Source organism: Streptoverticillium olivoreticuli subsp. olivoreticuli, assembly GCF_003391135.1.
Taxonomy (GTDB): domain Bacteria; phylum Actinomycetota; class Actinomycetes; order Streptomycetales; family Streptomycetaceae; genus Streptomyces; species Streptomyces blastmyceticus.
The window spans coordinates 7,913,391-7,937,274 of record NZ_CP031455.1 but is presented as its reverse complement, the minus strand read 5'-3'; the positions used below and the strand labels follow the sequence as shown (position 1 = coordinate 7,937,274).

General features: G+C 73.1%; 13 protein-coding genes and 2 pseudogenes. 6 read left to right on the top strand and 9 right to left on the bottom strand.

The window, feature by feature from the left end:
• Window position 1: 1 nt before the first annotated feature.
• From DXZ73_RS34385 to DXZ73_RS34375, 3 genes are read right to left on the bottom strand one after another with little or no spacing between them, the layout of a single operon-like run.
• Complete coding sequence (locus tag DXZ73_RS34385) at window positions 2–613, bottom strand: hypothetical protein (protein ID WP_116214844.1); 612 nt, start codon at window positions 611–613, stop codon at window positions 2–4.
• Entirely contained in the window at window positions 610–975 is a 366-nt protein-coding gene (locus DXZ73_RS34380) for a hypothetical protein (protein WP_116214843.1), read from the bottom strand. Before DXZ73_RS34380 ends, DXZ73_RS34385 begins: the two co-directional genes overlap by 4 nt.
• On the bottom strand, window positions 972–5,915 hold the full coding sequence (locus DXZ73_RS34375; RefSeq protein WP_116214842.1) for an HD domain-containing protein: 4,944 nt from the start codon (window positions 5,913–5,915) through the stop codon (window positions 972–974). The genes DXZ73_RS34380 and DXZ73_RS34375 overlap by 4 nt, the downstream gene beginning before the upstream one ends.
• A 204-nt stretch (window positions 5,916–6,119) precedes the next feature.
• Here DXZ73_RS34375 and DXZ73_RS34370 point away from each other — a divergent pair, with 204 nt between their 5' ends.
• The 6 genes and pseudogenes from DXZ73_RS34370 (at window position 6,120) to DXZ73_RS34340 (ending at window position 13,529) form a co-directional block, all read left to right on the top strand.
• Window positions 6,120–7,157, top strand: coding sequence for a LacI family DNA-binding transcriptional regulator (locus DXZ73_RS34370; protein WP_116214841.1), 1,038 nt, complete (start codon window positions 6,120–6,122; stop codon window positions 7,155–7,157).
• Window positions 7,141–8,712 (top strand): sugar ABC transporter ATP-binding protein, encoded by a 1,572-nt coding sequence (locus DXZ73_RS34365; RefSeq protein ID WP_116214840.1) that lies wholly within the window; start codon window positions 7,141–7,143, stop codon window positions 8,710–8,712. The genes DXZ73_RS34370 and DXZ73_RS34365 overlap by 17 nt, the downstream gene beginning before the upstream one ends.
• Window positions 8,702–10,596, top strand: a pseudogene (locus DXZ73_RS39775) (substrate-binding domain-containing protein). The gene DXZ73_RS34365 and the pseudogene DXZ73_RS39775 overlap by 11 nt, the downstream one beginning before the upstream one ends.
• Before the next feature lie 27 nt (window positions 10,597–10,623).
• The gene (locus DXZ73_RS34350) at window positions 10,624–11,526 is read left to right on the top strand and encodes a ribokinase (protein WP_116216070.1); all 903 of its coding nucleotides are present in this window, start codon (window positions 10,624–10,626) and stop codon (window positions 11,524–11,526) included.
• A gap of 197 nt (window positions 11,527–11,723) precedes the next feature.
• Window positions 11,724–12,227, top strand: coding sequence for a hypothetical protein (locus DXZ73_RS34345; RefSeq protein WP_162890441.1), 504 nt, complete (start codon window positions 11,724–11,726; stop codon window positions 12,225–12,227).
• A 106-nt stretch (window positions 12,228–12,333) separates the two neighbouring features.
• A pseudogene (locus DXZ73_RS34340) lies at window positions 12,334–13,529 on the top strand (cytochrome P450 family protein).
• Here DXZ73_RS34340 and DXZ73_RS34335 read toward each other — a convergent pair.
• From DXZ73_RS34335 to fhuB, 6 genes are all read right to left on the bottom strand, one after another.
• Window positions 13,516–15,600: a SpoIIE family protein phosphatase gene (locus tag DXZ73_RS34335; RefSeq protein ID WP_116214836.1), complete on the bottom strand. Its 2,085-nt coding sequence runs from the start codon at window positions 15,598–15,600 to the stop codon at window positions 13,516–13,518. The pseudogene DXZ73_RS34340 and the gene DXZ73_RS34335 overlap by 14 nt on opposite strands.
• Before the next feature lie 220 nt (window positions 15,601–15,820).
• Window positions 15,821–16,399 carry an ATP-binding protein gene (locus DXZ73_RS34330; protein ID WP_162890440.1) on the bottom strand — a complete coding sequence of 193 codons (579 nt, stop codon included), beginning with the start codon at window positions 16,397–16,399 and terminating at the stop codon, window positions 15,821–15,823.
• A gap of 281 nt (window positions 16,400–16,680) precedes the next feature.
• Window positions 16,681–17,328: a DUF4360 domain-containing protein gene (locus tag DXZ73_RS34325; RefSeq protein WP_116214834.1), complete on the bottom strand. Its 648-nt coding sequence runs from the start codon at window positions 17,326–17,328 to the stop codon at window positions 16,681–16,683.
• 548 nt (window positions 17,329–17,876) lie between these two features.
• Window positions 17,877–19,874: an ABC transporter ATP-binding protein gene (locus DXZ73_RS34320; RefSeq protein ID WP_116214833.1), complete on the bottom strand. Its 1,998-nt coding sequence runs from the start codon at window positions 19,872–19,874 to the stop codon at window positions 17,877–17,879.
• 497 nt (window positions 19,875–20,371) lie between these two features.
• Complete coding sequence (locus DXZ73_RS34315; RefSeq protein ID WP_116214832.1) at window positions 20,372–21,304, bottom strand: serine hydrolase; 933 nt, start codon at window positions 21,302–21,304, stop codon at window positions 20,372–20,374.
• Between the two features lie 243 nt (window positions 21,305–21,547).
• The gene (gene fhuB / locus DXZ73_RS34310) at window positions 21,548–23,740 is read right to left on the bottom strand and encodes a Fe(3+)-hydroxamate ABC transporter permease FhuB (RefSeq protein ID WP_116214831.1); all 2,193 of its coding nucleotides are present in this window, start codon (window positions 23,738–23,740) and stop codon (window positions 21,548–21,550) included.
• Window positions 23,741–23,884: the final 144 nt, after the last annotated feature.

Here is a 23,884-nt window from a genome sequence, read left to right as displayed (position 1 = left end):
CTCACCGTCCCGGGCAGCTCCCGACCGGTTCCACCGAGGTCACCGACGCCGCCGGGACCACCCGGAGCAGGCGCTCACCGCCCTCGCCCGTCCAGACCGCAGTGCCCCGCGCGCCCGCGTCCGCGAGCTCGCCGCACACCGTGGCCTGCGGGGTGGTGACGCGGACGAGGTGCTCCGGAGCGGCGCCCGTCGTCGACCAGGCCACGGCGACCGCGGCGGCGACCAGTACGAGACCCGTCACACAGCAGACCGCCGCGGTCACGATGCGCCTGCTCACGCGGACGACCTCGCGCTCGGTCCACGCGCGGAGCGCCTGACCGCCGAGCGTGATCTCGTCGCCGGGGCGCCCGTGGGAGGCGCGTACGGCGAGGAGGGAACCCGCGGCCAGGAGGAGGAACGCGGCGGCCAGCAGACCGGTCGCCGCCACGCGGGCGGCGACCGGGAGGCCGGCGAGGTCGTCGCGGCCCTTGAGGACGACGAGGACGGCGAACAGGGCGGTGAGACCGGTCAGTCCGGTGCGCCAGCCCTCCGCCTGGCGGCGCAGTTCGGGAAGCTGCCGGAACTCCAGCTCGCGCGCCAGCTCCGCCCACCGCCGGTCCGTCGACGCGCTCACGGTCCGCCGCCGGACGCGGTGTCGCGCACGCGCCAGCTCGCGCCGCAGCCGACGAAGACGGCGTCGGCGGGCTGCCGGGGGTGGGGGTAGCCGCACTCGCAGAAGAGGACTTCGGTCGCGAGCGGGTCGGTGTCGGCCGCCGGGGCCCGGTGAAGGAGGCGGGAGAGGGCCCCCTTCGTGCCGGTGCCCGGCACGCCGCGCCGGAACTCCGTGACCGTCCGCCCCCGGCAGCAGGGGCAGTGGCCTTCGACGACGACGGCGCGGCCGTCGGGGGCGGTGCGGCGGCTGAAGTCCGCGGGGACCTCGCCGAGGTCGCGTTCGGCGTAGACGGTGGCGAAGTCGTGGGCAGGGGCGGCGGTCATGCGTCCTCCGGGGCGGGGAGTGCGGTGAGGTCGAGCGTGAACATCCTTGCGTAGAGCCGGAGTCGGGCCGTGACCCAGGCTTCCGTCTCCTCGGTCTCGCGGGCCACGAGGGTCACATGACGCGGGGGCACGCGGCCGGCGAGGGCGGGGAGCCGCCCGTCCAGGTGGACCGAGAGGATGGCCAGGTCCTGCCAGAGGGGGACGAGGTCCGGGGCGTGGGGGATGTCCGGCGCGGGGCCGAGGGGCGCGTAGGGGGCGATGCGCGCCCATGTGCGGCCGATGTTCTCGCCGAGGCGGCCGGCGATGCTGACGAGGTCGAGGGGCTCGAGGGGGCCGGACGGCGGGGAGACCCGGTACGTACTGCCCAGAGCGAGCAGATCCCGGCTGTCCGGAACGCCGGTGCGCAGGGAATCCAGCGCTTCCGGGGCGAGTTCGGGGATGAGGGCGCCGAGGGCGCGCAGCGGTGCGAGACGGCCGTACGCGGAGGCGGCGTCGGTGGTGGTGTGGTGGGCGTATGTGGCGAGCCTGATGGGCGAGAGCGCTTCCCAGTGGGGCGTTTCGTCCTCATTGGTGTTCCAGTTGTCGAGGAGAATCCCCTCGTGCTGGGACGGGCGATGACCGGAGAGGGCTTCCGGGAGGTCCGGCACGCTCAGTCCGAACGGTCCGGCCTCCTGCCGGGCCAGCCGCCACAGCTCCCCCAGCGGCTCCTGGAGCTGCACGCCCGCGGCGAAGAGCACGCTGGAGGTGAGGTGCGGCGCGGGGGAAGTGTCGCCGTTCCACGGGCTCTTGCCGGACAGCACCACTTGGGTGAGAGGTGGCAGGTCCTTCCACCGGTGAATCAGTTCGACGGTGTCCGGGACCGTCAGCCCGATCGCCCTCATTTCGCGGACGGCCCCATCGAATTCCTCGCGGCTCGCCCCGCGGGGCCGGCCTGCGTAGAGCATCTCCATGTCCATGCTGTCGTCCAGGGTGAATCGCCACTCGTCCGCGATGATCTCCATGATGCGAGCGCATTCCCGGGACACCGGTGCACCACCGACAGACACACCCCGGGACCTCTGCCGATAGGTCACGCCGAGGTGGTCGGTCGCGGTGATCAGTTCATCGTGAGCGGCGCAGAAGGTAACTCCACGTTTCGCGGACAACGTGAATGCCGCGTCCCAGCCCACGGCGAGCGTACCGTCGCTGCGGAGCCTCCCGTGCTGCATCAGCACAGCGACGAGATCTTCCTCCAGGCTCATCCATCTGTCGACCTCGTCGGCGGACGGCACAGGCCAGCCGAGCCAGGCGAACGCGGCCAAGTGCTCCAGCACCGCACCCGGTGGGACGTCCAGCCGGGTGGCGACCTCGCGCACGTCCCACGGCCCGGCGATCCGGGTCCTGCCCCCGATACCCCCGGGTCGCTCGGTGTACAGCAGGCGCTCGTCCGTGCCACCACACACGTGGTGCTCGTGGTGCTCGGGTGCGCGGGGAACCGGACCCGTCAGGATCGGCGCATAGCGCAGGCATGTGCGGGTGAGCTGCCCGAGCGTCAAGCCGTGCTGCCAGGACAGCTTCACCAGTCCCACGAGCTTTCCGTCGCGGCCGGCGGAGTCCGTGCCCGGCCGGCCACGCAGGATGCCCTTCAGCGCGGCGCTGATCTCTTTGTCCATCGGCTCCGGCACCCATTCCATGGCTTCCTCGACGACTTGAGGGGGCGCCAGCCTCGGATGCAGGATCCGCATGCGGCGCAGAGCCCGCACGACGTCGATCACCGGCGTCGACGCGTCGGCCGCCGCGGCGATCACTTCGACCCACCCTGGGGTGACGAATCGTTGGTTGATCCGTACGACGTCCGCGTCCCCCGGCGCGGGCAACGGGTGCCCGACGAGCGACAAGGGGCTGAGCGATGTCCCACCGTGGGATCCCGACCCGCGCCACACCGCCCGCCGCCACGGTTCGGCGAGATCGCTTCCGGTGGACGAGGTGTACGTGCCCTCCGGCCCGATCGCCGCCGCGTCCTGTGCGAACCACCCGACCTGGTCGAGGGAAACGCTCCTCCGGCCCTTCCGGTCGAGGTCCACGTGCACGCCCTTGCCCCGCAGCTCCTCCCACAGCACGCGGGCCACCGGCAGACTGGAACGCTCCAGCTCCCACAGCCATTTCATGGTCAGCCCCGCCCATTGCGGCAGTGCCGCGGCCCCCAGTCGCCAGTTCTCCCGCTCCCACTCCTCGTCGTGGTCGAGCAGTTGGTTGCGGTTGACGCTCAGGGTGCCCGCGTGAGTGCCGGTGAGGTTGAGGACGTAGCCGAACGGCTTCTTGTCCGTCGCGACGCCGTCGCAGAGGACGGCCCCTTCCCCGTCGACCCACCACAGCACATCCGGCACGGCCACACAGGACAGGCTCCGTCCGTGCAGTTCGTTCGGCTCCCACGTGTCCCGCGCACCGCTGTCGTCCCGCACCTCCATATGGAACTCGCTCACCGCGACCAGCTTGCGCATCTTCGCCACGCACGACAGCTCCGCCTGTTCGTCGTCGTCGCGCAGATACAGCCGGACGCGCGTGCCGCCCTCCGCTCGGCCGTCCTCCGCGTCGTCGTGCCGCTGGACGCGGAACAGGCTGCCGCTGCTGGGGATGTCGACGCGCAGGGCGTCCCCCGCCACCGCGCCCGAGGGGCTGACGTGGCGGGTGACGATCGTCATCTCGTCCGCCAGCATGAAGTAGCTGAGGACGCCGATGCCGAAGCGGCTGTTCGGGTGGAGCCGCAGGGAGGCGTCGCGGCGCAGCCAGCCGGCCTGCTCGCGGCGGAAGGCGCGGGACTGCTCGAACCGGCTGCCCGCCCGGGTGAAGGTGTTCTTGAGCTGCTCCAGGTTCATGCCGATGCCGTTGTCCCGGCATTCGACGTACCGTCCGCGCTCGTCCACGCCCTGGACGATGGTGATGCGGCCGGACCAGTCGGCGGGGCGGCGGTCCCGGTGGCGCAGGTAGCTCCAGCGCATGGCGCGGTAGCGGCAGGCGTCCAGGGAGTTCTGGTAGAGCTCGCGGAGGGCTAGGGCGGGGTCGCCATAGAGTTGACGCCCCATCAGGAGATCGCGGACCTCGGTCTGGGCCAGGTGGAAGCGGAGCAGGGGCACTTCGTACGCCTTGCGGCCCTGGCAGCTGCGCGGGCGCAGGCCGCGGGCCGTCACCCGGGCGGGCACGCCGGCCAGCAGGTCCGCCTCGCCCGGCGGGAGGCCGGCCGCCAGTTCCCGGGTGAGCGCGGCCAGCCGGTCCGCGCGCTCGACGATCTCGGTGAGGGCGGCGTGCACGGCCTGGTGGGGGCAGAGGACGTCGAGGTGGAGGCCGTCGCCGTCGGCCGTCCAGTCCAGGGAGTGGCGGGCCAGTTCGAGGATGCCCTCGGGCCGCACCGGGTCCGTGACGGCGAGGTGGTCGGCGATGATGTCGGGGAAGGTGCGGACATCGGCGGCGAGGGCGGCCGCCAGGCGCAGCAGCGCGCTCAGCGGGCGGACGCGGAGGGGCTGGCGCCGTTCGGGGAGGCGCACGGTGCGGGCCGGGCAGTCCTGTCCGTCGTCGAGGGGGGTGTCGAGGCCGATGCCCGCGGCGAGGGAGGCGAGGGTGGCGGAGAGTTCGCCGACCCGGTCCAGGTCACCGTCCCCGGCGCCGAGCAGACAGGCGGCGAGCCGGTCGCACAGGTCGGCGGGGACGGGTTCCTCGTCGGCCTCGAAGCGCTCGGCGATCCAGCGGTGCACCAGCCACAGGGCGACGGCGTGTTCGTCCTCGGTCCGGCCGCGGCCGGCGCAGGCCGCCTGCTTGCGCGCGACGTGGGCGTAGTGGTCGCGCAGTTGCTCCAGGTGTCTGCGCTGCTGGCCGGCGCCGGGGAGCCGCCCGGGGGCGAGCGGTTCGGCTTCCCCGGCCTCGGCCAGGCGCCGGGCCCACACGGCCTCGCGCAGGAAGGGGGCCGCGGCCAGGGCCGCCACTTCCAGGGCCGACAGCCGGGGCGCGTGCGACAGTAAGGGCAGCAGCCCGCGGCGCAACAGCCGTACGGGGAAGTCCTCGTCGGCCCAGGGGTCGGGCAGCGACTCCTGGGCGAGGTGGACCTCGCGGGCGCAGGATTCGACGAGGGCTGCCAGGGCGTCCCGGAGCCGGGGCGCGCTCGGCGCGGTGGCGGGGTCGACGAGTCTCCACAGGTCGTCGTCCTCCACGGCGGCCCGCCACTCCTCCAGCAGCAGGCGGCCGTCGCAGATGCGCGCGGCCCGGATCTCCTCCTCCCGGTCCGTGCCGTAGCGGATCCACACCCTCTGGGTCATGCCGTGGCGGTGGGCGGTGCGGGCGGTGCGGGTGCGGGCCTCCTCGAACACCTCCTGGACGGTCTGCGGTGCCGACAGCGAGCCCAGCGCCCGGACCAGCCCCCGGGTGAAGAAGCTGCCCTCGGACGTACAGCCGCACCGTTCGCCGGGCGAGCAGCCGACCATGAGGGCGAACCGGCCGCCCGGCGGCCCCTTGACGATGCCGCTGCCGAACGCCCCCTCCACTCCGGGCAGTTCCTTGCGGCAGGCGTCGATGAGCCACAGGACGGTTCCGGCGCGGCAGCCCTTGAGGTATCTGCTGATGTCGGCGGGGAGGAGCGTGTCGAGGTAGGGCTCCTGCCAGACGCCGTCAGGGGGCGCCTGCGCGTCGGCCGGGACGAGGTAGTCGGTGTCGCCGTGGCGCACCCCGTGGCCGGTGAAGTAGAGCAGCAGCGTGCCGTCCCCGGGGACGGCGCCGGCCGTTTCGAAGATGCGGGTGCCGATGGCCGGGCCCCCGGCCGCGGCCAGGGTCTCGACGTCGTAGCCGGACTCCTCCAGGGCCGCCCGCATGGCGCGCAGGTCGGCGTCGACCGCCTCGTCCAGGGCGTCGAACTCGCCGAGCGCGGCGGGCGAGCGGGCGACGCCGATCAGCAGCGCCTTGCGGACCTGTGCCATGGGTCTCTCCTTGCCGTGAAGGGACCATGATGGCAGGGGAGTTGGCCGGTCAGGAGTGGTTCCGCGGATGGGCCGGCCGCACCGCCGCCCCACGGATGCCGTGACGCGCGTCACGTTTGCGACATCTTGACGGGTCGCCCGTGTAATCGATTACCTGAGCCGCACGAAATCGATTACATCCCCGGCCCTCACCTGTGGAGCACCATGGCGAACATCAAGGACGTGGCCGAGCGGGCCGGCGTGTCCGTCGCCACCGTCTCCCGGGTGCTCAACGGCCGCTCCCCCGTCGCCGAGACCCGCGACCGCGTCCTCGCGGCCGTGGCGGAGCTCGGCTACCGGCCCAATGTGGTCGCCCGCGCGCTGCGCACCGCCCGCACCCGCACGCTGGGCCTGGTCATCAGCGACCTGCGCAACCCCTTCTTCACCGAACTCGCCGACGCCGTCGAGCAGGAGGCCCGCCGGCTCGGTTACAGCCTGATCATCGGCAACGCCGGGGAGAGCCCGGAGCAGCAGGACGACTACATCCGCACGCTCCTGGACCGGCGCATCGACGGCCTGATGGTCAGCTCCGCGGGCACCGGGTCGGCGATGCTCCGCGAGGTCGTCTCCCGCGACACCCCGCTCGTCCTCCTCGACCGCGCCGTCCCCGGCATCGCCGCGCCTTGCGTCCGCGCGGAGGGCCGCCAGGCGCTCACCGACCTCGCCGCGCACCTGGCGGCACTGGGGCGGCGCAGGCCCGCCGTCATCGTCGCGCCCGCCGGGACGCCCATCGGCGAGGAGCGTCTTGAGCTGTTCCGTACGGCCCTGGCCGGGCAGCGGATCGCCCTGCCCGAGGAACGGATCGTCTCCTCGCCCGACCTCTCCCCCACCGGCGGGCAGCGGATGATGCGGGCCCTGCTGGACCTGCCGGAACCCCCGGACGCCGTGCTGGCCACGGACAACCTGATGGCGCTCGGCGCGCTGGACGAGGTGCGGGCGCGGGGTCTGCGCATCCCCGGCGACGTGGCGCTGGTGGCCTTCGACGACGTGGCGTGGTTCGCGCACACCGATCCGCCGCTCACTGCCGTCGCCCAGCCGACGCGGGAGCTGGGCCGGGCCGCCGTGCACACGCTCCTCGAGCGGATCGAGGGGCGCGCGGCCCCCTCCGTCCTGCTGCCCGCGCAGCTCGTACCCCGCCGCTCGTGCGGCGAACAGCCGGAGCCAAGTCACTGGAGAGGGGCAGCGCATGACCGGCGTCAATGACGACGTACCGGCCGACGGCCGCGAACTGCTACGGGTGGAAGGGGTCACGAAGTCCTTCCCGGGCGTCCGGGCGCTGGACGGCGTGGACCTGAGCCTGCGGGCCGGCGAGGTGCACGTCCTGCTGGGGGAGAACGGCGCGGGCAAGAGCACCCTCATCAAGATGCTCTCCGGCGCCCACCGCCCCGACGAGGGCCGCATCCTCGTCGACGGCCGGGAGACCGTCATCCGCTCCGCGCAGGACGCCGAGCGCCTGGGCATCGCCACCATCCACCAGGAGTTCAACCTCGTCCCCGGCCTCACCGTCGCGGAGAACATCTTCCTGGGGCGGCAGCCGCGCACCGCGTTCGGCCTCGTCGACCGGCGCACCATGCGGGCCCGCGCCGCGGAGCTGCTGCGCCGGGTGCGCCTCGACGTCTCCCCCGCCACGCCCGTGTCCGAACTCGGCATCGCCCGGCTCCAGATGGTGGAGATCGCCAAGGCGCTCAGCCTGGACGCCCGCGTCCTGATCATGGACGAGCCGACCGCGGTCCTCACCACCGAGGAGGTCGCCACGCTCTTCGGCATCGTCCGTGAGCTGCGGGAGAGCGGAGTCGGCGTCATCTTCATCACCCACCACCTGGACGAGATCGCCGCGCTCGGGGACCGGGTCACGGTGCTGCGCGACGGGCGCTCGGTGACCGAGGTGCCCGCCTCGACCGACGAGGACGAGCTCATCCGGCTCATGGTCGGCCGCGACATCGCCGAGCAGTATCCGCGGCAGCGCCCCGACGGGCCGGGCGCGCCCCTGCTGAGGGTGCGCGGGCTGACCCGCGCGGGGGCGTTCGCCGACATCGGCTTCGAGGTGCGGGCCGGGGAAGTGGTGGGCCTGGCAGGGCTGGTGGGCGCGGGCCGCACCGAGGTCGCGCGGGCGCTGTTCGGCGTGGACCGCTACGACGCGGGCACCGTCGAGGTCGACGGCCTGGCGCCGGCCCGCGGTGACGTACGGGCCGCGATGCGGGCCGGGCTCGGGCTCGTCCCCGAGGACCGCAAGGGCCAGGGCCTGCTGCTGGACGCCTCGTTGCGCGACAACCTCACCCTGGCCCGGCTCGACCGCGACACCCGCGGCGGGTTCGTGGACCGGCGGGCGCAGCGCCGCGAGGCGGCGGCGGTGGCCGAGCGGCTGAAGGTGCGGATGAGCGGTCTCGAGCAGTCGGCGCGCACGCTGTCGGGCGGCAACCAGCAGAAGATCGTCATCGGCAAGTGGCTGCTGGCGGGCGCCCGGCTGCTGATCCTCGACGAGCCGACGCGCGGCATCGACGTCGGCGCGAAGGTCGAGATCTATCAGCTCGTCAACGAGCTGACGGCGGCGGGCTGCGCGGTCCTGATGATCTCCAGCGACCTGCCGGAGGTCCTCGGGATGAGCGACCGGGTGCTGGTGATGGCCCAGGGCCGGATCGTCGGCGAGCTGGCGGGCGAGGAGGCCACGCAGGACGCGGTGATGGAACTGGCGGTCCGGTCGCCCGGTGGCGTGGGAAACAGGAACGAGAGCGCGATGGAGGGCTCCGATGTCGGCTGAGGTGCTTGCGGCGCCCGGGAGCACTCCCGGGCAGTGGTTCACCAGGGCGGTGCTCCGCAACGGCCCGCTGGGCGGGCTGATCGCCCTGACCGTGGTGATGGCGGTGCTGTCCCGGGACTTCCTGAACGGGCAGAACCTCCTCAACGTCGGTGTCCAGGCGTCGGTGACGGCGATCCTCGCGTTCGGCGTGACGTTCGTGATCGTGTCGGCGGGCATCGACCTGTCCGTCGGCTCGGTGGCCGCGCTGTCGGCGACGGTGGTCGCCTGGGCCGCCACGTCACAGGGCCTGCCGGTGGTGGTGGCGGTGCTGCTCGGCCTCGCGGTGGGCGCGGTGGCCGGGCTGGTCTCCGGCGCGCTCGTCTCGTACGGCCGGCTCCCCGCCTTCATCGCCACACTGGCGATGCTGTCCGTCGGCCGCGGCCTCGCGCTCGTGATCTCCGGCGGCTCCCCGATCGCCTTCCCCGGCTCGCTCGGCCGGCTCGGTGACACCCTCGGCGGCTGGCTGCCGGTGCCCGTGCTCGTGATGGTCGCCATGGGTGCAGTCGCGGCGCTGGTCCTGGCGCGGACGTACACGGGGCGTGCGATGTTCGCGATCGGCGGCAACGAGGAGGCGGCCCGGCTCTCGGGCATCGACGTGCGGCGCCGCAAGCTCGTCGTCTACGCACTCTCCGGGCTGTTCGCCGCGGTGGCGGGCATCGTGCTGGCCTCCCGGCTGACCTCGGCGCAGCCGCAGGCCGCCGTGGGCTACGAACTGGACGCCATCGCCGCCGTCGTCATCGGCGGGGCGAGCCTGTCCGGCGGCTCGGGCAAGGCGTCGGGCACGCTGATCGGCGCGCTGATCCTCGCGGTGCTCCGCAACGGGCTCAACCTGCTGTCGGTGTCGGCCTTCTGGCAGCAGGTCGCGACGGGGCTGGTCATCGCGCTGGCCGTGCTGCTGGACACGCTGCGCCGCCGGAGCGCGCGGTGAAGGGGCGCACGGGTGCGGTGGCCGCGGCGGCGGTGCTGGCCGGTTCCCTCGCGCTGAGCGGCTGCGACCGTGGCGGCCACACGGATCTGGGGCTCGCCCTGTCCACGATGAACAACCCGTTCTTCGTCGGCATCAAGGAGGGCGCGCAGGCGGAGGCGAAGTCCCGCGGCCTGAAGATCAATATCACCGACGCGCAGAACGACCCGACCCAGCAGATCAACCAGATGGAGACGTTCACCAGCCAGAACGTCAAGGCGGCGGTCATCAACCCCGTCGACTCCGACGCCGCGGTGCCCGCGGTGGGCGTCGCCAACCGCGCGGACGTCCCCGTGATCTCCATCGACCGCGGGGTCAACGGCGGCAAGGTCGGCTCGACGATCGCCTCCGACAACGTCGCGGGCGGCCGGCTGGCGGCGAAGACGCTCGCCGAAGCGGTGGGCGGCAAGGGGAAGGTGGCGTTCCTGGAGGGCCTGCCGGGCACGTCGGCCGCCCGTGAGCGCGGCAAGGGCTTCGAAGAGGGCATCCGGGCCTGGCCGGGCATCGAGGTCGTCGCCCGGCAGCCCGCGGACTTCGACCGCACCAAGGGCATGGACGTGATGGCGAACATGCTCCAGGCGCACGGTGACATCGCCGGGGTCTTCGCCGCCAACGACGAGATGGCGCTCGGCGCGTCCAAGGCACTGGGCTCCGCGTCCGGCAAGGGCGTGAAGGTCGTCGCCTTCGACGGCACGCCGGACGGCATCGCGGCCGTACGGGACGGGGCCCTGACCGCGACCGTCGCCCAGCAGCCCAGGCTGCTCGGCAAGCAGGCCGTGGACTGGGCGGTCCGGGCCGCGGAGGGCAAGCCGCTGCCGCGCGAGGTGAAGGTTCCCGTGGTGCTGGTGACCCGGGAGAACGCCACGGCCTTCACGGGCTGAGAGGGTGGGGACGTGAACGAGAAGAAGATGTACGACGTGCTGGTCGTGGGTTCGGCCAACGCGGACCTGACGGTCCGGGTGGACCGGCGGCCGGGCGCGGGCGAGACGGCGCTGGGCACCGACCTGGTCGAGTCGGCCGGCGGCAAGGGCGCCAATCAGGCCGCCGCGGCCGCCCGGCTCGGGGTCCGCACGGCCCTGCTGGCGAAGGTCGGTGACGACGCCCACGGCGAGCTGCTGCTGGCCGCCCAGCGCGCGGCCGGCACCGAACTGCGGTACGTCCTGGTGGAGAAGGGCGCGCGGACCGGCACCGCGATGATCGTCGTCGACCCGGACGGCGACAACAGCATCGTGGTCTCGCCCGGTGCCAACGCGCTCCTCTCCCCGGCGGAGGTGGCCGCGTCCCGCGAGGTGATCGCCGCGTCGGCGGTGGTCTCCCTGCAGCTGGAGATCCCGTACGGGACCGTACGGGAGGTGGTCCGCGTCGCGCGGGAGACCGGCACCCGGGTCGTGCTCAACCCTTCCCCGGCGCCGGAGGAGCTGGACCCCGAACTCCTCGCCGCGGCAGATCCGTTGATCGTCAACAAGCACGAGGGCAGGCGGCTCACCCAGCTGCACTGCGGGGGACCCGCCGAATGGGCCCGCGCGCTGCGGACGGCGGGGGCCCGTTCGGTCGTGATCACCCTCGGCGAGCGCGGTGCGCTCGTCCTGGAGGCGGGCGCGGCGGAGCCGGTGCGACTGCCGGGGATCGAGGTCGAGGCCGTGGACACCACCGGCGCGGGCGACGCGTTCACGGGAGCGCTGGCGGGCCGGCTGGCGGCGGGGGCCTCGCTGGTGGAGGCGGCGCGGTTCGCGGTGCGGGTGGGGGCGGCGGCGGTGACCAAGCCCGGTGCGCAGCCGTCGTATCCGACGCTGTCGGAGCTCCCCGAGTAGGCGGGGAGCGGCCCGGAGGTTCGAATATCGTCAACTCCGTTCAACTATCGAACATTTGGCTATATCTCGCGGGTGACAATGTGTCGACAGACGGTCGCTCCGCGATACCGTCGGCGTCGAGGTGAACGCAGCGCCGGGCGGGACGGATGGGGGAACTCCGGGGCCCGGGCTGCTCCGACTCGATCTGGAGGATCGACATGTTCCGTGACCGTCCCCGCCGCACGATGAGCATCGCCGCCGCCGCGGTGGCAGCCGCCGGCGCCGTGACGATCAGCGTGCTGTCCCTGCAACCCGCCGCCGCGGACGGGGAGAAGGATCTCCGCCTCACGACGGTGCAGAAGGTCGGCACCGAGCCGGAGCACCCCCGGACCGGGGACCGCTGGGTGACCTACTTCGACCTGCACTCCACGACGACGGACAAGGACGGCAAGGAGCGCGCGGGCAAGCGCGTCGGCGACGCGAGCGACCGCTGCGACGTGGTCCTCGCCCGCTACGAGGGCACGGTCGTCCAGTGCGAACGCGTCCTGCGCACGGACCAGGGCACCCTCGTCCTGACCTCCCTGACCGACCGCTTCGGCCGCCCGCCCTACCCGACGACGGCCGCGGTGACAGGCGGCACGGGAACGTACGCGGGTGCGACGGGCGAGGCGCGCCTGACGCTGAACGGGGACGGGGCGTCGTACCGCATCCAACTGCGCTGACCTCCGGCCGAACGCCCCAGGCGGAGCCCCCGGTTGCGGGAAGGGGCGGGCGGGGGCAGGATCCACCGGGCACCGCACCCCGCACCCCAAGGACCGGCGACACGACATGCCCGCCCCGCTCCTCCGCCCCTTCGGCGAAGCCACCTACCCCGACCCGCACCCCACGTACGCGAAGCTCCGCGCCGCCGCCCCCGTCCACCGCGTCGAACTCCCCGACAACAGCCATGCCTGGCTGGTGACCAGGGAAGCCGACGTCCGGGCGGGGCTGGGCGACCCCCGGCTGTCGCTGAACAAGGCGCATTCGGGATCGGGTTACCGGGGCTTCTCCCTCCCGCCCGCGCTGGACGCCAATCTGCTCAACATCGACGCCGCCGACCACCTGCGCCTGCGCCGCCTCGTCTCCCAGGGGTTCACGCCCCGCCGCGTGGAGAGCTGCGCGAGCAGGTGCGGGCCGCGGCCGGCCGTCTCGCCGGGCGGCTGGCCACGGTGCTGGACCGGGACGGGCGGGCCGACCTCGTCGCCGAATTCGCCAACCCGCTGCCGCTGTTGGTCATCGGTGACCTGCTCGGCATACCGGAGGCCGACCGGGGTCCGTTCTCCTCGGCCGTGTCGACCATGTTCGCGCCCGAACACCCCGGCCAGGTGGCGGAGGCCGTGGACCGGATCCACCGGTTCCTGCTGGGGCTCGTCGCCGCGCGGCGGGCCGAGCCCGGTGACGATCTGCTGTCCGCGCTGATCGCAGCCCGCGACGAGGGCGACCGGCTCGGCAAGGACGAACTCGTCTCGCTGGCCTTCCTGATCCTCATGGCAGGCAGCGAGAACACCCAACACCTCATCAGCAGCGGCCTGCTGACCCTCCTCGGCCATCCCGCGCAGCTCGCCGAGGTACGGGCGGACCCCTCCCTCCTGCCGGACGCGGTCGAGGAGCTGCTGCGGTACGCGCACCCCAATCAGATGGCCATCCGCCGCTTCCCGACCGAGGCCGTCGACATCGGCGGCGTGCGGATACCGCCCGGTGACACCGTGCTGCTCTGCCTCGCCTCCGCCCACCGCGACCCCGCCCGCTATCCCGACCCGGACCGCTTCGACATCCACCGCGTGGACAAGAGCCACCTCGCCCTCGGCCAGGGTTTCCACTACTGCCTCGGCGCGGCCCTGGCCCGGACGGAGATCCGGATCGCCCTGGAGACACTGCTGCGCCGCTTCCCGCGCCTGGCCCTGGCGGTTCCGGAGGACGATCTGAGGTGGCGCGCCTCGTTCCGCTCCCACGCGCTGCGGGAGCTGCCCGTCACCGACCGGTAGCCGCGGGTCCCGGCTCGACCCGGGCGATGAGGAGGGCCACGTCGTCCTGGTCGTTGCCGTCGCGCAGGGAGCTCAGCAGCAGGTCGCAGGTCTCCTCCAGGTCGTGGGGGGCGCCGGCGAGGACGGAGAGGAGGACGTCGAGGCGGATATCGATGTCCTCGTCCCGGGTCTCGACCAGGCCGTCGGTGTACATCACGAGCTGATCGCCGGGGGCCAGTCGCAGGCGGACGCTCTCGAAGGGGACGCCGCCGACGCCCAGCGGGGCTCCGGCGGGCAGTTCGATCAGCTCGGGGCGGTGGCCGGGGCGTACGAGGGCGGGCGGCAGATGGCCCGCGGTGGCGACACGGCACTGTGCGCGGTGGGGGTCGTAGACGGCGTAGACACAGGTGGCGATCATCTGGTCCAGACCGGTGGCGGTGTGGTCGAGGTGGTGCAGCACCCGCGCGGGTTCGAGCCCCAGCTGGGAGAGCGTGCGCGCGGCGGTGCGCAACTGGCCCATCGCCGCGGCCGCGTTGATGCCGCTGCCCATCACGTCGCCGACGACCAGGGCGCTCTTCTCCCCCGCCTGCGGGATGACGTCGAACCAGTCGCCGCCGACATTGCCGGCGGTGCCGGCGGGCTGGTAGCGGTAGGCGATCTCCAGACCGACCGAGTGCACGGGCCGCTGCGGGAGCAGATTGCGCTGGAGGGTGAGGACGGTGCTGCGCTCGCGCTGGTACCAGCGCGCGTTGTCGATGCTGACGGCGGCCCGCGCGGCCAGCTCCCCGGCGAGCGCGATGTCGTCCTCGCCGAAGGGCCGGGGGTTGCCGATGCGCTTGAGGTCCAGCGCGCCGAGCACCTCGCCCCGGGCGATCAGGGGGACCGCGAGATAGGAGCGCAGTCCGGCGCGGGCAAGCAGTTCGGCCGCGTCCCGGTCACGGGCGATGCGCGGCAGGTCGCGGTCGTGCACGCGGGCGACGCACACCGGCCGCCCGGTGGTCACGCACCGGGTGACCAGCCGGTCCGCCGCGTACCGCGCGATCTGCCCCGGCGGGTCGGCGGCGCGGACGGCGTCGGCGGAGTCGGTGGAGGCCACGGCGAGCGCCCGGAAGACGGCGGCGCCCCCGTCCGGCGGGACGGCGCGCCCGCCGGCCAGCGCCGTGTCGAGGACGTCGACGGCCGCGACGTCGGCCAGGCCGGGCACCACGGCCTGGGCGAGCTCCTGGGCGGTGCGGTCGAGGTCGAGGGTGGTGCCGATCAGCACGGAGGCGTCGGCGATCAGGGCCGTGCGCCGCCGGGCCTCGTTGTTGGCCCGGTGCCGGTCGGTGACGTCGACGACGGAGGTGGCCAGGCCCAGGGTGCGCCCGGCGGGGTCCTCCAGCCGGTAGTACGAGACCAGCTGGGCCTGGTCCTCGGCGACGCCGCCGCCCGCGCGGCCCACGGCGAACCGGTCCAGCAGCGGGGTGCCGGTCGCCAGCACCTCGCGCATCGCGGACTCGATCTCGGCCACGTCCGCGAGCGGCAGGGCCTCGCCGACGCGGCGGCCGAGGTGCTCCTCGGCGGACAGGCCGTGGATGCGTTCCAGCGCGGGGTTGACCATCACGAAGCGCAGGTCGGTGTCGAGGACGGCGAGGCCGATCGGCGACTGGGCGACCAGCCGGAGCGAGAGGGCGAGGTCCCGTTCGACGTGGCGGAGCACTTCCTGGTCGGTGGCCATCCCGAGCGCGTAGAAGTCGCCGCTCCGGTCCTCCAGCCGCATGTTGCGGAACTCCACCAGGCGGGCGGTGCCGTCCTTGTGCCGGGCGGGGAAGACACCGGCCCAGGACTCGCCGCCGCCCATCACCTTGGCGAACAGCTCCAGCACCGAGTCCAGGTGCTCGTCGATGACCAGCAGCTGGGCGGCGTAGCGGCCGAGGGCCTCCGCGGCGGTCCAGCCGAAGAGCGCCTCCGCCTGCGGGCTCCACAGGACGATCCGCCCCTCCTGGTCCAGGACGACGGCGGCCACGTTCAGCACGTCCAGCAGGCCGCCCGGCTCGTACGGGGCGCCCGTGGCAGGGCCGGGTTCCGACCGGTACGCGTCGGTCGTCCCCATCGAGGTCCTCCTTCCGCCCGCGGAGGGTGGTGCGGCGGCCTCGCGCCGGCCGGACCGGACCGGCAGTCCGTGCTCCCCGGGTCTCCCCCGGCTTCTCCGCCATGTCACCGCAGCGACTTCCATGGTCTCTCCGAACCCGCTCGGAGCGCAGCCCGCGGCACAGGGCGCGTTCGCCCGCAAGCCGTGGAGGACGTGGGGAGGAGGTGCTGCCGGGAGCGGTCTACCGGGCGGGTGCGGGGAGGGCCAGCGTGAACCAGACCGTCTTGCCACGGGCGGAGGGCCGGTGGCCCCAGCGCGTGGCGATCTGCTCGACGAGCCACATCCCGCGCCCGTTCTCGCTGTCCGGGCCCGCCTCGCCGCAGCGCGGGAGGTGCCCGCCGGTGTCGGTGACCTGCGCGATCAGGTGACCCTGCGCCCGGGTCAGCGCGAGCTCGATGTCACCGGCGGCGTCGGGCACGTGGACCACGGCGTTGGTGACCAGCTCGGAGAGGAGGAGCGCGGTGTCCCCGGCGAGCTCGTGCAGCCCCCATTCGGCCAGCAGCCCTTCCGAGAACCGGCGGGCGGCCGCCACGGACCGCACGGTCGCGGGCAGCGAGATCGCGCGGGAGGGGTGGGGCGGCGGATAGTGCGGCTGCCGCCGCGCGGGCGGGCTGTGCATGCACAGGGGGATCCCGGTGGCCCAGGGGGACCGGAGGCCGTGCGGCGGGGAGGCCGCCCAAGCGGTGACCGGGTCGGGGACGCCGGCAGCGGCGTCGGCCATGTGCGGGGAACTCACGGTGTCGCGGCTGGTTGCAGGCATCTGACTCAATGGCAATCGAGGTAGCGCGAAGGGCGCTGGACGGAGGTGTCTCCGACGCCGGGACGGTCCTGCGGGGGCGGGTTCGGGCCGCTGGTCTTCGCGGTGGTTCCCCCCACATTCGCGCGCTTTTCTCCAGAGGTCTATACCCATAATGTGACCAAGGCCATGCGGAGTGCTATTTCCGCAGGTGGCATCGGTTGTGTGCGGCGTAAAGTCCCGGCCCGCGCCCGGGGCGGCGGGCCCGCGCCCGGCAGGCCCGCCGCCCCTCACAGAAGCCGTGCCTACTTCGGGCACTCCTTCCAGGCCAGGTGGTAGACGGTGTTGAGGTCGCCGTCCGTCGAGTCCATGGTCATATAGCTGGTGGTCTTGGTCGGATCCGAGGTCCCGGCGTTGACGCGCAGCTCCGTGTTGATGTTGAAGTTGCGCTGCTCGCCGCACGGCGACCAGACCAGCGCGGCGACGTCGACCTTGTCGGTCGCCTGCCAGTTGTCGGCGTAGGAACCCTTGAAGTTATGGATGCTGGGGACGGTCTGGGACTGCCCCTGGAAGTAGTACGACGCCTTCTCGGAGGAGGTCGCTCCGTTCTCCAGCTGGGCGTAGCCGCGGTAGTCCGCGCTGGCGATGGCGTAGGTGAAGCCCTGCGGTACGTGGACGATCAGGTTGAGCTGGCAGTTCTTCCGCGCGTCGGTGGGCTTGGACCCGACGCCCACCTGGGCGAGGTAGTCGCTGTAGGTGACCGTGAAGGCGGTGTTGTCGGGCGATACGGCCACGGCGGCGGTCCCTTGCGGACAGCCCGAGCCGTTGACGGTCGCTATCTCGATCACGATCTTGTCCGGCGGCGGGTTGACGATCACCGAGGGGCCGTACGTGGAGAACGGCGCGCTGAACAGCGCCGCGATCGTTGCCCCTGCGAAAAGACCGGCGGGCATGGCTCTCCAATCGTTGTCCTGGACCGAGCGGCTGCATTCCGGCCGGACACCGGCGACGGATTCCGGAAACGGAATGAATGAGAACTGAACATTTCAGGGCATGATCATGACAAGACACGCCCTGAGGTGACCCGTGGGGACGGGAGCGTTCGAATGGTAGGAGGCGGCACACGGCTCCGCCAGAGTCGGCGTCGGCCATGCGGCCTCTTGGCCGGTATTGACCGACGCCGGACTCCGTTCACTTGGCCGAGAGTTCGGGAAACGCGTGGCTCAAGTGAACGCAGAGGAAGGAGATGAGAACCGCGGCCGTGATCACACCGAGGCACCCGAAGACATCGCGCAAGGTGCTCGCCAGCGGCCCCAAGGGCGGCCGGTCCGGCCGGGGCGGCGAAGGCGGGGACGGCGGAGCCTGGGACGCGGGCGCGGACCGGGCCGCGGGCAAGGGCGGTTGGGCGGAGGGGGACGGTGGGTCGGACGGGGACCTGGGGTGCGGCAGGGACGGAGCGGGGTGCGAAGACCGGGGCGGGGACGGGGCGTCGGTGCGGCCGTCAGGCCTGGGCGGGCTGTGCATGCGGGGAACCATTGCGCCTGGCGGGGTCGGGGACGGATCGCGGAGCGGGCTCGATGCCGTACTGGGCGGCCTGGAGCTCGTACATCGAGCGGTACAGCCCGCCTTCGACGGCCATCAGCTCCTCGTGGGTGCCTTCGCCCACGAGGTGCCCGCGGTCCAGGACGTAGATGAGGTCGGCGGTCGCGGTCGCGGCCAGCCGATGGGTGATCAGCAGGACGGTCGTGCCCTCGTCGGTCAGCGTCCGCAGCGACTGGAACGCCTCCGCCTCGGCCTTCGGGTCCAGCGCGGAGGTGGGTTCGTCCACGATGAGCAGGGGGGCGCGGCGGTAGCGGGCCCGTGCGCTGCCCAGCCGCTGCCACTGGCCGCCGGAGATCTGGGTGCCGCGCTCGAAGCCCTTGATCACCAGGCTGTCCCACTGGTGCGGCAGGGACTTGACGACGTCGGCCGCGTCGGCGTCGGCGGCCGCGCGGTCGATGAGGTCCTGGTCGAGCGGCTGCCCGGAGCGGCCGATGTGGACATTGGCCCGCGCGGTCATGGGCCAGCGGGGGAAGTCCTGGGACAGGACGGCGACCTGGTCGAAGAGCTGGTCGCGGTCGGCTTCCCGGATGTCGACGCCGTTCCAGGACAGACACCCCGACGTCGGCAGGTAGAGCCCGGCGACCAGCTTGGAGAGCGTGGTCTTGCCGGAGCCGTTCGCGCCGACCAGGGCGACGACCTTGCCGGGCGGGATGGCCAGGCTGACCTCGTAGAGCGCCGGGGCGGTGGTGTCGGGGTAGACGAAGGAGACCTTGTCGAGCCTGATCTCCTTCACCCCGGCCGCCAGCGGCGTCCCGCCGGAGGGGATGGCGTGGCGCTCGGCGGTCCGGCAGGCGTCCTCCAGGTCGCTCAGGTACATGGCTTCCTCGTAGAGGCGGTTGACCTGCATCACCAGGGAGGTGAGGCCGGCACCGGAGGAGCGTACGGCGATCACGGCGGTGCCGGCGACGGCCAGCGGCACTCCGCCGGAGGCCAGCAGCAGCCACAGCACGCCGTACGCGGCGACGGCCGCCAGCCCGGACAGCGCCGAGGACGCGCTCTGGGTGGCCGCCTGGGCGCGGGCCAGCCGCTGCTGCTCCCTCTCCATGGTGGCCGCCATGTCGTCATAGGCGTCGACGAGCATCCGGCCCGCGCCGTGGACGCGGATCTCGGCGGCGGAGTCCTGGCTGGTCAGCGTGGAGGTGATGACGGAGATGGCGCGCCGGTGCTCGATCCAGGCGTGCCGCGAGGCGTACTGACGGCGGGCCGAGACCACCGCGCCCCAGCCCTTGGGCGCCGCGATCAGCAGCAGCATGAACACCAGGGACGGGTGCAGCAGGGCCAGCACGCCGGCGGCGGAGACCAGCCCGATCAGGGCGTTGACGACGAGCACCGAGGAACCGAGCATCATCCGCACCGAGTCGGTGCCGAAGCGGCCGGCGTCGAGCTTGCGGTGGAAGTCCTTGTTCTCCAGCGTCGCGAGCTCCACCCGGACGGCGGTGCGGTAGAAGCGGGCGGTGCACACCCGCTCCACCTTGGGCTCCAGCTGCCCGGCGGCGGCCACGGAGACCGAGGCGAGCAGCGCGGAGGCCGCGGTGACCGCGGTGACGGCCAGGAGGGCGGGCAGCGCGCGGTGGATCCGCTCGGGGGTGGGCCCGGCGGCGAAGAGGACGACGAGCACCTGGTTGGTGGCCACCAGTCCGAAGGCGCGGGCGGCGCCCTGCCCCAGCTCGGCGCCCAGCAGGGTGAGCAGCGCCGCGGGGTCCTCGCGCCAGGCGGCCTTGGCGACGGTGCCGACCATGGCCGGGAACTGCCGCGCCATCGACCGGAAGGTGAGCCTCAGCAGGGGCCGTTCATGGTTCGTGAACGGCGCGTCGCACCGCAAGGCGCCGCCGAACAGCAGCAGTTCGCTCGCCGAGACGGGGATCGCGCGTGGTGTCCGCCGTTTGATGACCGTCATCGTGCCTCCGGCGCGCCACTCGCCGCGATTTCCTGGGGCTTCGGTGCGACGGCCCGTGGCCGGTGGGCTCGCGGGCTGTTCCGGGGCTCGGTTCGGGCGGACATGGCGCCTCCAGGGTTCGGCGGACGAAGTGGTGGGGGTGCGCTCCCGTTCTTGGGCAGGGCCCATGGGCATGCGAAGGCCGCAGGGGTGGGCGGCGACGTGCCGAGGAGTCGGGGTGGGGGTGGCGGGCCCCGGCGCGCGGCGGTGCGGTCCGGTACAACCGTCGGCGAACGCGGGGGTCCGATGTCCGTTTCCGGACAGGAAGGACTCTATCTCCCCCTGCGTGCCGGGGAGTTCGGCATCCGGCACTTCCCGTCCGACGGTTCACTCGTTCAGGTACAAAACAGTGCCGGTTCCTGGGATGTGACGGACACTCACACAAGGCCCCACATGCGGAGAGCCCGGACCTCCTGTCGGGGGTCCGGGCTCTTCGGGTCGCCGTGGCGCGGGTGGCCTCAGTCCTCGCGGGCCATCGGGGGGAGCTTGCGGAGGTTCAGCTCGGTGTGCTTGCCGAAGGCATAGTCCAGCATCCTGGCGGCGTCGGGGTAGCGGCCGGGGCCGTCGTTGAGGATCACCCCGACCACGGTGCGGCCGCGCCGCTGCGCGGCGAAGACCAGACAGGGGCCGGCGGCCGAGGTGGTGCCGGTCTTGATGCCGATGACGTCCTTGTAGGAGCCGAGCAGCTTGTTGGTGTTGTACCAGGTGTAGAGGCGGTTGACGTTGGTCGCCTTCTGCTGGGTGTTCAGGGCGCCCATGACCTCGCGGAAGGTGCGGTTGCCCAGCGCGTGCCGGGAGAGCTTCGCCAGATCGCGGGGGGTGGTGAGGTTGCCGCCCCGGGAGGAGATCCCGTCGAAGGAGTCGTAGGTGGTGCGGCTCAGCCCGAGCTCGGACGCCTTCTCGTTCATCATGGAGATGAACGAACGGGTGCGCGCCGCCTCGTCGTCACCGCTGCCGAAGGAATCGGCCAGCGCGTAGGCGGCGTCACAGCCGGACGGCAGCATCAGCGCGTAGAGCAGCTGCCTGACCGTCAGCTTGTCGCCGGTGCGGAGGTCGGCCGTGCTCGCTCCGGTGCGTACGACGTAGTCGCGGTAGGACTGCTTGACGGCGATCTGCCGGTCGAGGTCCAGCCCGTGCGCGTCGAGCACCACGACCGCCGTCATGATCTTGGTGGTGCTGGCCATCTGCCGCCTGGTGTCCGCCTCCTTGGCCCACAACTGCTTGTTGGCGCCGCTGTCGAGCAGGTACGCGCCCTTCGCGGCGACCTTCGGCGGGCCGCTCGCGCCGGCGGCCTCCGCCATGGGCGCCGGGAGCGCGAGGACGACGGCCGTGGCCGACGCGATCATCGCCGCTCCCCAGCGGCCGGCCGATGCTCCCCCACATCGCTGCATTCAGGCTCCAGTTACTCTGATAGTCGGTTCGGGCGAGCGCATCGTTGCACCCGTCGCCTCACGTGGCGAAATCCGCACCACTAACGGGTGATGGGGCCTTGAAGTGCTGACGGCGAGAGGGCGCGGCCATCTGATATCGCGTTTCCCCGGGAGCAACCCCCGGCCGGAACCACAGGCTTCGGCGGGTGCCCACCGCGGTGGAGCCGGGGCCTGCGCCCGCCCGGACCGGCCACCGAGCCGGCGCTAGACGCGCGTCGCCGCCGACCGGCCCAGCAGCACCCAGAGCAGGAAAGGCCCGCCCAGCACGGTCGTCACGATCCCCACCGGAATCTCCACACCGTCCAGCACCACACGCCCCACCGTGTCCGCCAGGACGACCAGGGCGGAGCCGACCAGCATGGAAGAGAGCAGAGGCACCCGCAGCGGCCCCGTGAGCCGCCCCGCGATCACCGGTGACGCCAGCGCCACGAAGCCCACCGGCCCGCAGATGCCCACCGCGAGCCCCGCGAGACCCACCGCGAGCAGCATGCAGACCAGCCGCACCCGTCCCGGCGCGACGCCCAGCGACGCCGCCGTGGAGTCGTCGAAGCGCAGCACGTTGAGCTGCCGGGCGACGACGAGGGCGAGCGGGACGAGCACGGCCAGCCCGATGAGCACCGGCACGGCCACGGAGTAGCTGCGGCCGTTGAGGCTGCCCGAGGTCCACACGTAGAGCGAGCTCGCGGAGTTCAGGGAGCGTCGGGAGAGCACGACCTGGGTGACGGCGGAGGCGAGCGCCGACATGGCCAGGCCCACGACGAGGACGCGGTAGCCGCGCTGCCCGAGGCCGCCGGAGACGGTGGTGACGACGAGGACGGCGGCGAGCGCGCCGACCGGGCCGGCCCACCAGGCGCCGAACGTGCCGCTGAGCGTCGCGGACAGCAGGACGGCGGCGGTGGCCCCGTCGTTGACGCCGAGGAGTTCGGGGGTGGCGAGCCGGTTCCGGGCGAGCGTCTGGGTCAGGCAGCCCGCGAGGCCGAGGGCCGCGCCCGCGGCCAGCCCGGCGACGATCCGGCCGAGGCGGAACTTCTGCACCAGCAGCACGTCGAAGCGGTCCCCCGAACCGAAGACCGCGCTGAACGTACGGCCGAGCCCCATCTCGCTCTGCCCCGCGTACGCGGACAGGACCACGGCCCCCACCAGCAGCGCGGCCAGGGCCAGTCCGGCGGCCGCCGCCCGGCGCGGCACGAGGAACGACAGGACGCCGCGGCGTACGACCAGGCTCTCGGCCCGCTTCCCGGACGGGCGCGGGCGCGGCAGCGCGGGGACGAGGCGGCGCCCGGGCGGGGCGCTCTCGGCGGTGGCGGGGTCCGTCATGCCCATCGCGCCCAGCCGCTCGGAGCGGACGATGCCGATCAGGACGGGCGCGCCGAAGAGGGCGATGATGACGGAGACGGGCGCCTCGAACGGCCGGGAGACCACCCGGGCGAGGATGTCGGACCCGGTCAGCACGCCCGCCCCGATGAGCCCGGCGAGCCCGATCTGCGGGAGCAGCCGGGGGCCGGTGATCGCACGGGCGAGGAAGCCGGCGAGCAGCCCGAGGAAGGAGATCGGCCCGACGAGCGCCACGGACGAGGCGGTGAGCAGCGTGACCGCCACGGCCACCACCACGCGGACGGCGCCCGGCCGGTGGCCGAGGCCACGGGCGAGGTCGTCACCGAGCGCCAGCGCCGACAGCGGGCGGGCGATCAGCAGCGCCACGACGAAGCCCACGGCGAGCACGGGCACGAGTGCCTCGAGCTTCCCGAAGCCCTCGACGCCCGCGAGCGACCCCAGCACCCAGAAGCGGAACCGGTCGTACGCCTCTGCGGAGTTCACGATCAGCACACTGGTGACGCCGCCGAACGTGGCGCCCAGCGCGGACCCGGCGAGCACGAGCCGCATCGGCGAACCCCCGCCCCGGCGGCCCGCGATGAGCAGCACGAGCGCACTGGCCAGCACCGCGCCGCCGAAGGCCCACAGCAGATAGCCGTAGCTGCTCTGGACGCCGAGGAGGATGATGCCCGCGACGACGCCGAGCGAGGCGCCCGCGTTGACGCCGAGCAGGCCCGTCTCCGCGAGCGGGTTGCGGGTGACCGCCTGGAGCAGGCAGCCGGCGGTGCCGAGTCCCGCGCCGACGAGCAGGGCGGTGAGCGTACGCGGGATCCGCAGGTCGCCGACCACCAGGGAGAGACGGGAGCTGTCGCGCGCGCCGTTGCGCCCCAGGACGTAGTCCAGGACGTCGCCGGGGCCGACCTCGCCCGCGCCCACGGACAACGAGAGGGCCGTCAGCACGAGGACGGCCAGCGCGAGGGCGGCGGTGGCGGCCAGGAGGGCCCGGTTCCCGTGCGAGCGCCCCGTCCGGGGCGGTTGGCGGACGGACCGCACCTCCGGGGGGCCCACTTGCGACAGAGTCATAAGGTAAGGCTAGCCTAATTGATATGTACTGTTGGCGGCTTGGGGGGCACCTCCGGGGGAGGTGGCCGGGGGAAAGAGGCGGCGAGGACGGGAATGCGGCGGACTCCTCCCCAACGACGTTCAACAGGAACAGAGGAGCCATGG

Coding starts and splice junctions, on each gene's coding strand:
- DXZ73_RS34350 (WP_116216070.1), top strand. CDS start 10,624: ATGTACGACGTGCTGGTCGTGGGTTCGGCCAACGCGGACCTGACGGTC.
- DXZ73_RS34325 (WP_116214834.1), bottom strand. CDS start 17,328: ATGCCCGCCGGTCTTTTCGCAGGGGCAACGATCGCGGCGCTGTTCAGC.
- DXZ73_RS34375 (WP_116214842.1), bottom strand. CDS start 5,915: ATGGCACAGGTCCGCAAGGCGCTGCTGATCGGCGTCGCCCGCTCGCCC.
- DXZ73_RS34320 (WP_116214833.1), bottom strand. CDS start 19,874: ATGACGGTCATCAAACGGCGGACACCACGCGCGATCCCCGTCTCGGCG.
- DXZ73_RS34330 (WP_162890440.1), bottom strand. CDS start 16,399: ATGCCTGCAACCAGCCGCGACACCGTGAGTTCCCCGCACATGGCCGAC.
- DXZ73_RS34345 (WP_162890441.1), top strand. CDS start 11,724: ATGTTCCGTGACCGTCCCCGCCGCACGATGAGCATCGCCGCCGCCGCG.
- DXZ73_RS34335 (WP_116214836.1), bottom strand. CDS start 15,600: ATGGGGACGACCGACGCGTACCGGTCGGAACCCGGCCCTGCCACGGGC.
- DXZ73_RS34370 (WP_116214841.1), top strand. CDS start 6,120: ATGGCGAACATCAAGGACGTGGCCGAGCGGGCCGGCGTGTCCGTCGCC.
- fhuB (WP_116214831.1), bottom strand. CDS start 23,740: ATGACTCTGTCGCAAGTGGGCCCCCCGGAGGTGCGGTCCGTCCGCCAA.
- DXZ73_RS34315 (WP_116214832.1), bottom strand. CDS start 21,304: ATGCAGCGATGTGGGGGAGCATCGGCCGGCCGCTGGGGAGCGGCGATG.
- DXZ73_RS34365 (WP_116214840.1), top strand. CDS start 7,141: ATGACCGGCGTCAATGACGACGTACCGGCCGACGGCCGCGAACTGCTA.
- DXZ73_RS34380 (WP_116214843.1), bottom strand. CDS start 975: ATGACCGCCGCCCCTGCCCACGACTTCGCCACCGTCTACGCCGAACGC.